This is a genomic window from Streptomyces sp. 1222.5 (genome assembly GCF_900105245.1).
In the GTDB taxonomy this organism is placed as follows: Bacteria; Actinomycetota; Actinomycetes; order Streptomycetales; family Streptomycetaceae; genus Streptomyces; species Streptomyces albidocamelliae.
Genome location: NZ_FNSZ01000001.1, coordinates 1,550,554 through 1,562,627, shown reverse-complemented (window position 1 = coordinate 1,562,627; position 12,074 = coordinate 1,550,554). Strand labels below are relative to the sequence as shown.

Sequence of the window (12,074 nt, the reverse complement as noted above, 5' to 3'; positions counted from 1 at the left end):
GTGAGCCGGACCGAACACGTGGAGATCGAGGGCGTACCGCTGGTCGCGACCCTCGTGCCGGGCGGCGCGATCGGGCTGCTCGCGCTGCACGGCAGCAACGAGGGGGGCACGGCCGAGCTGGCGGACCTGGTGGCCCGGCGCTGCGGAGCCACCAGCCTGGTCTTCACCCAGCCGGGAGTGCCGCGGCCCCGGCACATCCCGTCCCCACGTATGGCGGTCGACCACTGCGCGCTGCTGCGCGAGTTCCTGGGCCGGGTCGCCCTCACGGTCTCGCTCCACGGCCACATGCGGTCCCACGCACCGCGGACCCTCTTCCTGGGCGGCGGCAACCGCGAGGCCGCACACCTCCTCGCCGAGGAACTGCTCGTCCTCGCACCCCGGTTCCGGGCGGTCGCGGACCTGGCGGCGATCCCGGCCGCGCTGCGCGGGCTGCATCCCAGGAACCCGGTCAACCTCACCCGCCTGGGCGGGGTCCAGGTGGAACTGCCGCTCACGGCCCGGACCACCGGACCGGCCGACACGCCCCCGCAGCCGGTGGCCGACGCACTCGCCGCCGGTGTCCGGCGGCTCGCTCAGCTCGCTTCGACGTCCACCCAGGACCCGCTCTGAACGGACCGCGCCATCGCGTCCAGCACGGCCGCACTGTGCACCGCGTCGGCCACGGTGGCGCCGTACGGCGTGCCCTCGGCGACGGACCGGACGAAGCGGTACGCCTCGATGACCTTCAGGTCGTCGTAGCCCATCGCGTTGGCCGCGCCCGGCTGGAACGCGGCGAACTCGCCGGCGCCCGGTCCGACGTACTCCGTGCTGACCGGCTGGTCCTGGTAGGTGGTGCCGAGGCTGGTGCGGAGCTCGTTCATCCGGCGGAAGTCCCAGAACACCGCGCCCCGGGTGCCGTGCACCTCGAAGCCGTAGGTGTTCTGCTCGCCGACCGAGACCCGGCAGGCCTCCAGCACCCCTCGGGCGCCGGAGGCGAAACGCAGCAGGCAGCCCACGTAGTCCTCGTTCTCGACCGGGCCACGCTCGCCGCCGGGGGCGAGGGCGTGACCGGCGGTGGCACCGGCCGGCCGCGCCCGCTCGGGGACGAAGACCGCGGTGTCGGCGATGAGGGAGGCGATGTCGCCGAGCAGGAAGCGGGCCAGGTCGGCGCCGTGCGAGGCCAGGTCGCCGAGCACTCCGCTGCCCCCGCGCGCCCGCTCGTACCGCCAGGTCAGGGCGCCGTCCGGGTGGGCCGCGTAGTCGCTGAACAGCCGGATGCGCACGTGGGTGACCGTGCCGATCCCGCCGGTGGCGATCAGGTCGCGGGCTGCTTCCACGGCGGGCGCGTTGCGGTAGTTGAAGCCGACCGCGCCCTGGACGCCCGCCTTCGCGACCGCGTCCGCGACGGCTCGGGCGTCCTCGGCGGTCAGCCCCACCGGTTTCTCGATCCAGATGTGCTTTCCGGCCTCGGCCATCGCCACGCCGATCTCCCGGTGCAGGAAGTTCGGCGCGGTGATGCTGACCGCCCGGACGCGCGGGTCGGCGGCCACCTCGCGCCAGTCGCGGGTGGCGGAGGCGAACCCGAACCGCTCGGCGGCCTCCTCGGCCCGCCCCGGTACCTCCTCGGCGACCGCGACCAGCCGCGGGCGCAGCGGAAGCCGGGGGTAGTGGTGCGGGAGCCGGGCGTAGGCCTGGGTGTGCACCCGGCCCATCCAGCCGAACCCGACGACGGCGACACCGAGCGCATCCACCATGACAGCCCCTCGTTGGACCGGTCCATCTCCTGTCCCGGTCACCATGTCCGGACATGGATCGGCTGTCAAGCAGGTCTCTCGCGTCCCCGGTGAGCCGCCCGCCGGCCTTTGACAGCCGGATCGGTCCATGGAACGGTCCATCCATGAGACCTCCGACGATCCGCGACGTGGCCGAACGCGCGGGAGTGTCGAAGTCGTTGGTCTCCCTGGTGCTGCGCGGCTCCGGCCCGGTGCGCGCCGAGAAGCGGGACGCCGTCCTGCGGGCCGTGGACGAGCTGGGCTACCGGCCCAACGCCGCTGCCCGCAGCCTGAGCGAGCGGCGTACCCGCACGGTCGGCGTCCTCCTGGACGACCTGCGCAACCCCTGGTTCGTGGACCTCCTGGACGGTCTGAACTCGCTGCTGCACACCGCCGGGCTGCACATGCTCCTCGCCGACGCCCGTCTGAACCGGCGGCTGGGTCACGACCTCGCCGAGCCCTTCCTGGACCTCGGCGTCGACGGGCTGGTGGTGGTCGGCACGGTCCCGGACGCGGGCGCACTCGGCAGCCTGGCGCGGCGTGTGCCCGTCGTCGTGGCGGGCGCCCATGAGCAGCGGGCGCCCGGCGTGGACGTCGTGGCCGGGGACGACGAACGGGGTGCCCGGCTCGCCACCGAGCATCTGCTCGGCCTCGGCCACCGCAGGATCGCGCACCTCGCGGGCCACGGCGCCGTCGGCGCGCTGCGCAGGCGGGGCTTCGAGGCGGCGATGCGGGCCCACGGCGCCGAGCCCTTCGTCGAGCCCGGCGACCTCACCGAGGAGGGCGGGTACCGGGGGACCGTCCGGCTGCTCGGCCGCGCCGACCGGCCGACGGCGCTCTTCTGCGTCAACGACATGGCCGCGATCGGCGCGCTCTCGGCGGCCGCGGAACTGGGCCTGCGGGTGCCGCGCGACCTGTCGGTGGCCGGCTACGACAACACCGGCATCTCCCGGCTGCGCCACCTCTGGCTGACCACCGTGGACACCGCCCCGCACGAGATGGGCCGGCGTGCCGCACGCTGTCTGCTGGACCGCTTCGAGCGGCCGGACGGTGAGGGGCGCGTGCACCTCGCCGTACCGACGCTGGAGGTCCGGGGCACGACCGGGGAGCCGGCCGGCGGCCTCACAGATTGATCGCGTACGCCTTGCGCAGGGTCTCGTGCACGGTCCACGTCGTACGGTCGCCCGCGCGCAGCACCGCCATGTCGCCCGGGCCCACCGTCAGCGTGGGGCCGCCCTCGACCTCGATCGTCGCCGACCCGCTGATCACCACGAACAGCTCGTCCGCCTCGGTGTCCGTGACCACGCCGGGGGTGATCTGCCAGATCCCGCGGATCTGCCTGCCGTCCGGGGACTCCCAGACCACCTTGCCGGTCACCTCCGGGGTTCCGGAGACGATCTGCTCCGGGTCGAGGGGGTCGGGTTCGAGACCGGCGTCGGGGATGTGGAGCGCGAAGCTGTGCGTCATGGGCCGACCTTAGCGAGCGGCCGCACCCCGCCGCCGTGGACAGTGTGTGCGGCATCGGGCCTGGTCGGAGGACACTTCGTCGGGCGCGCGGACTGGCAGGCGGGCGGGGAGCGGGTGATCGTGGGGAGCATGTCCGACAGCACGGCGCCCGGCACGGCACCGTCCCGGCAGCACGGCACGCGCGAGATCGTCCTGTTCGGCGGGGTGTACGGCGCCCGTCCTCGCCAGCTCGATGGTCGCGGCGCTCACCCAGTACGGGCACACCTCCGCCGAGGTCCGCGGCTACGACGCCGCCTGGGTCCTGGTGACCGCGTGCGCCTCCGCCCTCGCCCACGGATACGCCCACTACATCGCCGAGCGGGGCCCCCACCGCCGCTGGGACATCCTGCTCGCCCTGCGCGAGGAGTGGCCGCTCGTGGCGGCCGTGCTGCCGACGGTCCTGCTGCTCGCGGGCGCGTGGTGGAAGTGGTGGCCCGCCAACGGCGTCGAGTACGCGGCGTTCGTCCTCAACATCCTCATCCTTTTCGTGCTCGGCCTGGTCACGGCGCGCCGGGCGGCGCGCAGCTGGCCCGGCGCCGTACTCGTCGGCCTCGGGGACGCGCTGCTCGGGCTGATCGTGGTGGTGGCCAACGCGCTGATCAAGTAGGCCACCGACGGGCACGCCCGGCGTGAGCGGATCCGGGACGCCCGGCTCAGCGGCCGGTGCGCACCCCGTCCAGGGCGATGGCGAGGACCCGGTCGCGCTGGGCGTCGTCGTCGAACGCCGTCGCCATGATCCCGGCGACCATCCGGAGCAGATCGCCGAAGTCCATGTCCGTCCGCGCGACGCCCGCCCGCTGCGCACGCTCCAGCAGCGGGCCGCCGGCGGCGTACATGGAGTCGCGGCAGGCCGTGAAGATGTCCGATTCGTTGTTCAGGGCCTCGCGCACCGCCCGCTTGGTGACCATGTAGCCGGCGAACCGGTCCAGCCAGGCGGTCAGCGCCTCCCAGGGGTCACCGCCGGCGAGTTCGACAGCGGCCCGGCACAGGGTGTTCACCTCGTCCGCGTAGACGCTCTCGAAGAGGTCCCGGCGGGTGGGGAAGTTCCGGTACAGGGTGCCGATGCCGACGCCCGCGCGACGGGCGACGTCCTCCAGCGAGGCGTCCGAGCCGTGCTCGGCGAACGCCTCGCGGGCGGCGGCGAGCAGGGCGTCGTAGTTGCGTGCCGCGTCCTTGCGGTGCGGCCGGCGGGTCGCCACGATCTCGCCGACGGGGAACGGCGTGGCCGTCACTTCTGCCTCCCGGGGGTGGGCTCGAAACGGAGTTCGACCTCCGTATCTTGAACCGGAGGGGTACCTCCGTTACAGTGGAGGGGTACCTCCACTTTAGCAGTGCGGAGGTGGCTCCGCCGTGGACGGACGCGTCCCGGCGCCTGCCCGCCGCACCCCTTCCGTACGGGCCCGCGCGGCCCGCCGTCAGACCTTCGCACCCTCCGCGTCACGCATTCCGGAGAGGCTCCTTCATGCCCCGCAAGTCCACCCGCCTCACCTTCGCGGTCCTCGCGACCGGTGCCGGCGTGTTCTCCATGCTCCAGTCGCTGATCGCGCCGGCCCTGCCGACCGTCCAGCACGCCCTGCACACCTCACAGTCCACCGCGACCTGGGTGATGACGGCCTACCTGCTGTCCGCCTCGGTCTTCACCCCGATCCTCGGCCGGGTCGGCGACCTCGCCGGCAAGAAGCGCACCCTCGTCGCGGTCCTGGTGACGGTCCTCGCCGGCTGTCTCGTCGCCGCGCTGGCCCCGAACATCGGCGTCCTCATCGTCGCCCGGATCGTCCAGGGCGTCGGCGGCGCCCTGTTCCCGCTCTCCTTCGGCATCATCCGGGACGAGTTCGCCGCCGCCGAGGTCCCCGGCAGCATCAGCAACCTCTCCGCGGTGATCGCCGCGGGCGGTGGCGTCGGCATCGTGGCCGCCGGCCCGATCGTCTCCGCGCTCGACTACCGGTGGCTGTTCTGGATACCGGTCGCGATCGTCGCCGCGACCGTCCTGATCGCCGCGCGCTACGTCCCCGAGTCCCCCAAACGGGCCGAGGGGAAGGTCAGTTGGGCGGGTGCCGGTCTGCTCTCCGGCTGGCTGGTGGCCCTGCTGCTGCCGCTGAGCCAGGCCACGCGGTGGGGCTGGGGCTCGCCCGAGGTGCTCGGCCTGTTCACCGCCGCCGTCGTGCTGTTCGCCCTGTGGCTCACGGCCGAGGCCCGCTCCCGCAGCCCGCTGATCGACCTGCGCGTGATGCGGCTGCCCGCCGTGTGGACCACCAACACGGCCGCCCTGCTCTTCGGCGCGGGCATGTACGCGATCTGGTCCTTCCTGCCCGGCTTCGTCCAGACGCCCTCCGCGGCAGGCTACGGCTTCGGCGCGAGCGTCACCGCGTCCGGACTGCTCATGCTGCCGATGCTCGTCGCGATGTTCCTCTCCGGTGTCCTCTCCGGCCGCCTGGAGCCTCGCGTGGGCGCGAAGGCCCTGCTCACCGCGGGTGCCGCGCTCGGCGCGGTGGCCTGCGGCCTGCTCACCCTCCGGCACGACGAGCAGTGGCAGATCGCCGTCGTCGCGGGCCTGTTCGGGCTCGGTATCGGGCTGGCCTTCGCCTCGATGGCCAACCTGGTGGTGGGCAGCGTCCCGCCGGAGCAGACCGGCGCCGCGACCGGCATGAACGCCAACATCCGCACCATCGGCGGCTCCGTCGGCGCCGCGCTCACCAGCGTCCTGGTGACCGGCCGGCTCCAGCCCTCCGGCCTGCCGTACGAGTCCGGCTACACCCACGCCTGGGCCCTGCTGTCCGTCCTGCTGCTGGCCGCGGCCGGCGCCGCCCTCCTCGTCCCGGTCCGCCGCCCCGGCCGCACCGTGCACACCGCGCCTGCCGAGTCGACACGCGCACCGGCCCAGGTGCGGTAGGGTTGACCTGCGTGATCACACGGGACACACCGTGTGGGACCGCGGCGGGACGTGGCGCAGCTTGGTAGCGCACTTGACTGGGGGTCAAGGGGTCGCAGGTTCAAATCCTGTCGTCCCGACTTTACGAAGTCGCAGATCGAGGGTCGTTTCAGAGGGAATCTGAGGCGACCCTTCGATCGTCTTGGACAACGGCCAGGCACTGCGAGCGATCTCAGTCCCCGGCCAGCGCCGCTTCCCCGGCCAGCGCCTCCCTGCACAGAGCCGCCTGTACATCGGTGTAGGCCAGGAGGTACACCACGCGAATGCGTGAGCCCTTGTGGGAGTGGAAATAGCCGATCGTTGCCGAGAGAAGCCTTGTCACCGTGGCCTCCAGGTCGCTGTTGCCGCCGCCAGTTCCCAGGAGGGGCAGGACGACGGAGCGCAGCGCCGGGCCCTCGGCGGACAGGCGATCCACTTCGGTGAGAACGTTTCGGACGCAACGCTCCAGGTCGATCACCTGGCGGAAACCGGAGCCCGGTTCACCCTCAACGGCAGCCACGTGCACGATGCGCCGTACTTGGTGGGTCTCCTCCAGTTCCCCGGAGCCGGTGACCAGGACCTGGCCGGCGGCGACGTGGGTGCGGTCGGTCACATGCTTCGCCAGCTCCAGGCCGATGGTGTCGTGAGTCAGGTGTCCGGCGCCGTCACGGACACCGCCGTGGTACCGGATCGTGGCGGAGACCGTGGGTTCGTCGACGCGGGACATCTCCATGCGGGTGTTCTCCGGGTTGACCCAGACGTCCGTTCCGAGAACGTTGGCGAGGTTTCCGGTGACCATGCCCACTCGGTGCCTTCGACTATCACGCAGAGGCAGTTCGTACCGCGTGCACTCGCTGAGGACACGGGGCGGGCCGCCACTGTCCCGTCCGGCCGACACCCTGCGTCGCAGCGCGGCGTTCTCTCGCGTCAACTTCTTCACCCGGCCCGCCAGTTCGTCCCTTCCACGGGTCCTACTCAACCAGGTGAAGCTCGCCAGCATGAAGAAGGCGGCGAAGCCCGCCGCGCCCCCGATCCCGAACCCGAGGGCCCGGCCCTCGGTCATGGAATCGGGGAAGACGGAGAAGAGGAAGAGGGCGGCCGCCAGGGAGTAGAACAGGACGACAGGCAGCTGCAACGCGTAATGACGCCCAGCCCGTTGGGGCTGTGAAGACCAGATTTGCAACGCTATGCCGCAGATGGTGAATACCGCCATGACGCCCAAGTGCAGAGGTGCCATCCCAGCCCTTCCCTCCGAGCGCGGACATTGTTGCGGCACAGGGCCGGCCTGACAGACAGGAGCGACACCTGTGTACGTGGCAGAGCGCGGGTCACGATGTACGGTCGGTTGTGCCGTCAACTGCCCTCCGGACGGCCCCAAGTGCCTTTTTCCTGATCGTCCTTGTGGTTTGATTTCCCCATGCATCCTATCGACATCGGCGATATGGACGATCTCAGGATTCGTCTTGAAGTGATGGCGCAGGAAGCTGACCGTCGTCTCATCACGGTGTTCGGCTCGGGGATCAGCAGCGCTGTGCTTCCCGGTGTCCCGGAACTGATGACGATGTTCCGTGAGCAGATTCCGTCGCGCGGCCGGGCCCGCTTCGACGAGACCCTCGCCCGAGAACCCGATCCCGGCCTCAAATACCAGAACGCCGCAGCGATGCTGACGAAGCTGGCGGGCGAGCCCGCCGTGATGCGCGCGATCCGCGCGGCCGTGCTGCAGGCCTGCGAGGACGTGCGGCCGGAGGAAGTGGCCGCGGTCGCGAATGACCGGGAGAAGTGCCAGGACCTCGAACGGGACGGAACCTGGCGGGTGCCGACCGGATACCAACGCTTCGCCCGCTTCTTCTCGGACCTGAACGGCCGGGTGCGCGGCCCTGTCATCACGACGAACTTCGATCCGCTGATCGAGATCGCCCTGCGCAGGGAGGGTATCGAGTCGATGGCGTACCCCGTCCCCACCGACGCTGCGCCGACGATCGAGCAGCTGGACCAGTTCGTACACCAGCCGGTCCTCCACATCCACGGCCACTGGACCGGTGCGGCGACCAGCAACGCCCCGACCCGCATCACCGCGCCGCGCCCCAGGCTGGACCAGCTCCTCCAGCGGCTCCTGATCGACTCCGTGGTGCTGGTCGTGGGATACAGCGGTTGGCTGGACGGCTTCATGAGGAGCCTTCGGAGCAGGATCATCCACGACGCCGACTCCCTTCAAGCGCAAGTGCTTTGGGCGGCATACGACTCCGACGTAGCGGTCGTCGTCGGCGACGGTCCGCTGAAGGAACTGGTCGAGGCACCGGGCTTCAGCCTCTATCTCGGGGTCGACGGGCACGCCCTCTTCTCGGATGACCTCCCCGACGGCGCGCAGACCGAATCGGAGGAGGCCGCACCGTTCGGCTACTCGCGTGTCCCACGTCATCCCCGTCGCTCCTCCTCGTACGAGCCGTCGGCGTTCGTCGAGGGCCGTCAGCCGGAGTGGGCGGATGCGGATCCGGGGCAGTGGCCACTGCTCAGCGCGACGACCCGGCTGAGGGAGGAAGTGGACCGGGCGCTCGACGCCGGAGGTGGTCGCGGTGTGGTGGCCATCGGCCCGCTCGGCGAGGGTAAATCGCTCGCCGTTCGCCAGGTGGCCGTCACTGTCGCGGAAACTCGGCCCGATTGGCGGGTGTTGTGGCGGGAGCCGGGCGCGCCCGCCATCACCGAGGAGTGGCTGGAAGAAGCCGGTTCCTCGGCGAGGACACTGATTTGTATCGACGAGGCGGACCTGGCCGTGGACGATCTCGTCGCCACGAAGGACTTCTGGGCCCGCGAGGAGTCCGGCATCGCCTTTTTGCTAGCCAGCCACGACCGCCTCTGGTGGCAGGGGGCTGGGCGTCTGCGGCCGTCGTTCGAGGACGTCCTCTTCCACGGCATCACCCGTGAGGACGCCCAGAACCTCGCCGAGGCGTGGGAGCGCAACGGACTGTTGCCGTTCCACGCCTCCGGAGTGAGTGAGGTCCGGGATCGGCTGATCGGATCGGCGGGCGTGATGGCCGAGCAGGGAAACACCCTCTTCGGGGCGGTGCTCGACGTCCGCCATGGATCGGGCCTCGGTGACCGGGTGGAGGACCTTCTGCGCAAACTGCGCCAGGTGCGGCTGACGGACTCCCTGGACCTGGGCGACGTGTTCGCGGGGATCTGTCTGATGCAGCACGTGCTCGACCAGGACGGCAACCGGGGCAAGGGGGCCAGCAGGGCCGTCATCGCCGCCATGGTCGGACTCGACACGGTCTTCGCCGACGGGAAGATCCTCAAGACCCTCGGCCGGGAGGCGGCGGTGACGATCGCCGGAAACCGTGTGTACTGTCGGCACCCGTCCATCGCCGCCATCGTCGTGACGGCGCTGGAGAAGGAGGGGGCTGCCCAGAAGGTGTACGAGCTGGTGGGGCAGGCGGGTGGAAGCCTGCTCGTAGCCGGTGCCACTGATGAGGAGGGCTATCGGGACGCCTATCTGCTGTCCCGCGACCTCCGTGGCCCCGAGGCCGTCTGGGCGGCCAAAGGCGCGGTCGTGGGCACCGGAGGCGACGTCCTCGAGTCGAGAGTCTCGCTCCTGCGGGCGATGCGGATGGAGGACAGGGGCAAGGCTCTCGTCTATGGCCGCGGACTGGCCCCACACCTGAACGAGTACCGGGACTACCGGCGTCACATCAGGGGGTTCCTCGTGGAGTACTCCATCTGCCTGCGGAGCGACGGTCAGGCCCAGACGTCCGCGGGACTGGCGGCCCTGGCGCTGGACGACCGAGTTGGTTTCAACCTCGATGCCTCGCGCGCCGGATATGCCCTGGTGAGCCTCGCCAAGTCGATGGCCGACGTGAACAGACAGACCCAAGTGGCGGAGACAGCCGAGGTCCCGGAGATCTGCTACGTCCTCCTGGAACGCGTTCGTGGTACGGACGAAGCGACCAAGTACCTGCGGGGTGTCCAGCTACCCCGAGTCGGGGAGATCCGGGAACTGCCGTCGGGCAAGCTGTGCGGGCGACTCGCCCAGCTGCTCGACAAGGCCGCCGCCGCCGCGAGATCGGAGACCGGGCTGCCACTGCCGTCGGGGCTCCAGGGGCTGCTCTCGTTTGACGACCTGCGCAGGCTGGCCGAGCGCAGGAAGGGCGGGTGGTGAGGCCGCCGCCTCCTTCGGTCGGCAGGGGACACAGGTGCAGGTCCTGCCGTCCCGACCGGCTCCGTAGCCTGGCGGAGGCCGTCTGCGCACCCAGGATGGGCGGCGCTGCGCATGTCTGTGTCGAGGAGCGCGTCAGGACGCCCTTCCTGAGCGAGCCAGCACGGCGCCGTGGCGTCCCGCCCCGGCCGACGCCGTCTCGTGGCGACGGCGGCGGGCCGCCATCACCGCGTAGACGAGGATGCCGGCGAACAGGAACAGCACGCCCTGGTAGACCGCCGCGTAACCGGCGCCCGCCATCAGCCAGATGGAGAAGACCGCGGCCACCGCGGTGATCGCGGAGTCCCGCAGCAGCCGGCCCCGGTCGACCGGGCGGTCGCCGGACACGAGGTGGAACAGCTGCGCGGCCGTCGCCAGCAGGTACGGCACGGTCGCCGTGAATGTGGTGACGAGCACCAGGACCTCGAAGACCTTCCCTGAGCCCGACAGGTAGTTGTACGCGGTGAGCAGGGAGGACAGGACGACCGTGACACCGACGCCCACCGTCGGCACGCCCCGCCTGCGCCGCGCGAAGGCGGCCGGGAACAGACCGTCCTTGGCGGCGGCGTAGGGGGTCTGGGCGCTCAGCAGCGTCCAGCCGTTCAGGCAGCCGGTCATCGAGACCAGCGCGGCCAGCGCGACCGCCGTACCGCCCCAGGTGCCGCCGAACATCGTGTTCACGGCGTCCGAGAACGGCGCCGTGGAGTTCACCAGGCGGTCGTGCGCGACCGTGCCGAAGACGGAGAGCGTGCCCAGCAGGTAGACCAGCGCGGCACCCGCGGTGCCGATGACGGTGGCGCGCCCCACGTTCCGGCGGGCGTTCTCGACCTCGCCCGCGCTGACGGCGGCCGACTCCACGCCGAGGTAGGAGAAGAGCAGCAGGGCCGCCGAGGCGGACACCGCGCCGATCGCGCCGTGCCCGCTGGAGTTGAACGGCCCGAGCCGGGAGGGGTCGAAGAAGAACAGCCCGCCCACGGCGACGAGCAGCAGCGGCACGAACTTCAGCACCGTGGACACCAGCTGCACGGCGCCGACGTAGCGGGTGCCGGCGAAGTTGGCGAGTGCGGGCAGCCACTGCAGCGCGAGGGCGGCCAGGCACGCGGTCCAGGCGTGGCCGCCCACCGGGATCAGCACGTCGAGGTAGCCGACGGCGGCGACGGCGAGTGCGGCGTTGGACACCCAGGTGGTGATCCAGTACGACCACGCGGCGAGGAAGCCGGCGAAGTCGCCGAAGGCCTCACGGGCGTACACGTACGGGCCGCCGGTGCGGGGGTCGCGCGCGGCGAGCCGGCCGAACACCAGGGCCAGCGCGACGGCGCCGACGGTGAGGACGCCGAAGGCGACCAGGCTGACCGTGCCGTAGGGGGCGATGGAGGCGGGGAGCAGGAAGATGCCGCCGCCGATGATGTTGCCCATCACCAGAGCGGTGGCGACGGGCAGGCCGAACCGGCGGGCGTGCCGGCCGGTGTCGCCGTGCGGGTCCTCGGCGGGGGCCGCGTGGGTCTCCGTCGAGGCCGGAGCCGAGACGGTTCCGGTGCTGTGCATGGGTGGTGCGCCTCTCATGGAACTGACGTTCCCGGGATCGCCGGGACCAGCCAATGGTCGGGGATGCCCCGATCTGGCGCAAAATCGCCGTTCCTTGTCCCGTCGGGACCGCCGGATCACGCAAATAGCGTCGTACGGCGGCCTCGGCGCCGTGAGATGTCCGGCGGACGGAAAG

Annotated in this window: 9 protein-coding genes, 1 tRNA gene and 1 pseudogene; 6 read left to right on the top strand and 5 right to left on the bottom strand. The window is 71.4% G+C overall.

The window, feature by feature from the left end:
- Positions 1–609, top strand: a complete 609-nt coding sequence (locus BLW57_RS07045) for a poly-gamma-glutamate hydrolase family protein (RefSeq protein WP_093472963.1) — start codon at positions 1–3, stop codon at positions 607–609.
- Here the strand turns inward: BLW57_RS07045 and BLW57_RS07040 are convergent.
- On the bottom strand, positions 573–1,733 hold the full coding sequence (locus BLW57_RS07040) for a Gfo/Idh/MocA family protein (protein WP_093472962.1): 1,161 nt from the start codon (positions 1,731–1,733) through the stop codon (positions 573–575). The genes BLW57_RS07045 and BLW57_RS07040 overlap by 37 nt on opposite strands.
- 143 nt (positions 1,734–1,876) lie before the next feature.
- Between BLW57_RS07040 and BLW57_RS07035 the strand changes: the two genes are divergently transcribed.
- Positions 1,877–2,884 (top strand): LacI family DNA-binding transcriptional regulator, encoded by a 1,008-nt coding sequence (locus tag BLW57_RS07035; protein ID WP_093472960.1) that lies wholly within the window; start codon positions 1,877–1,879, stop codon positions 2,882–2,884.
- Here the strand turns inward: BLW57_RS07035 and BLW57_RS07030 are convergent.
- Positions 2,874–3,218 carry a cupin domain-containing protein gene (locus tag BLW57_RS07030; RefSeq protein WP_093472959.1) on the bottom strand — a complete coding sequence of 115 codons (345 nt, stop codon included), beginning with the start codon at positions 3,216–3,218 and terminating at the stop codon, positions 2,874–2,876. The two genes, BLW57_RS07035 and BLW57_RS07030, sit on opposite strands and share 11 nt — an antisense overlap.
- 129 nt (positions 3,219–3,347) lie before the next feature.
- Between BLW57_RS07030 and BLW57_RS07025 the strand changes: the two are divergent.
- Positions 3,348–3,864 (top strand): annotated as a pseudogene (locus tag BLW57_RS07025) (hypothetical protein).
- Between the two features lie 46 nt (positions 3,865–3,910).
- On the opposite strand, the gene BLW57_RS07020 reads toward BLW57_RS07025, so the two are convergent.
- A complete protein-coding gene (locus tag BLW57_RS07020; protein ID WP_093472957.1) occupies positions 3,911–4,489 on the bottom strand; it encodes a TetR/AcrR family transcriptional regulator in 579 nt (192 codons plus the stop codon).
- A 230-nt stretch (positions 4,490–4,719) separates the two neighbouring features.
- Between BLW57_RS07020 and BLW57_RS07015 the strand changes: the two genes are divergently transcribed.
- Both BLW57_RS07015 and BLW57_RS07010 read left to right on the top strand, forming a co-directional pair.
- Positions 4,720–6,147, top strand: a complete 1,428-nt coding sequence (locus tag BLW57_RS07015) for an MFS transporter (protein ID WP_093472956.1) — start codon at positions 4,720–4,722, stop codon at positions 6,145–6,147.
- Between the two features lie 45 nt (positions 6,148–6,192).
- A tRNA-Pro gene (locus BLW57_RS07010) sits at positions 6,193–6,266 on the top strand.
- Positions 6,267–6,358: 92 nt separating this feature from the next.
- Here BLW57_RS07010 and BLW57_RS07005 read toward each other — a convergent pair.
- Positions 6,359–7,300, bottom strand: coding sequence for a macro domain-containing protein (locus BLW57_RS07005; RefSeq protein WP_256339415.1), 942 nt, complete (start codon positions 7,298–7,300; stop codon positions 6,359–6,361).
- Positions 7,301–7,636: 336 nt separating this feature from the next.
- Between BLW57_RS07005 and BLW57_RS07000 the strand changes: the two genes are divergently transcribed.
- Positions 7,637–10,318, top strand: a complete 2,682-nt coding sequence (locus tag BLW57_RS07000) for a P-loop NTPase (protein WP_256339414.1) — start codon at positions 7,637–7,639, stop codon at positions 10,316–10,318.
- Between the two features lie 132 nt (positions 10,319–10,450).
- On the opposite strand, the gene BLW57_RS06995 is transcribed toward BLW57_RS07000, so the two are convergent.
- Complete coding sequence (locus BLW57_RS06995) at positions 10,451–11,899, bottom strand: amino acid permease (protein ID WP_093472951.1); 1,449 nt, start codon at positions 11,897–11,899, stop codon at positions 10,451–10,453.
- Between the last annotated feature and the right edge of the window lie 175 nt (positions 11,900–12,074).

Excerpts from the sequence above, each read along its gene's own strand:
- BLW57_RS07030 (WP_093472959.1), bottom strand. The coding sequence starts at position 3,218 with ATGACGCACAGCTTCGCGCTCCACATCCCCGACGCCGGTCTCGAACCC.
- BLW57_RS07015 (WP_093472956.1), top strand. The coding sequence starts at position 4,720 with ATGCCCCGCAAGTCCACCCGCCTCACCTTCGCGGTCCTCGCGACCGGT.
- BLW57_RS07035 (WP_093472960.1), top strand. The coding sequence starts at position 1,877 with ATGAGACCTCCGACGATCCGCGACGTGGCCGAACGCGCGGGAGTGTCG.
- BLW57_RS06995 (WP_093472951.1), bottom strand. The coding sequence starts at position 11,899 with ATGCACAGCACCGGAACCGTCTCGGCTCCGGCCTCGACGGAGACCCAC.
- BLW57_RS07040 (WP_093472962.1), bottom strand. The coding sequence starts at position 1,733 with ATGGTGGATGCGCTCGGTGTCGCCGTCGTCGGGTTCGGCTGGATGGGC.
- BLW57_RS07000 (WP_256339414.1), top strand. The coding sequence starts at position 7,637 with ATGGCGCAGGAAGCTGACCGTCGTCTCATCACGGTGTTCGGCTCGGGG.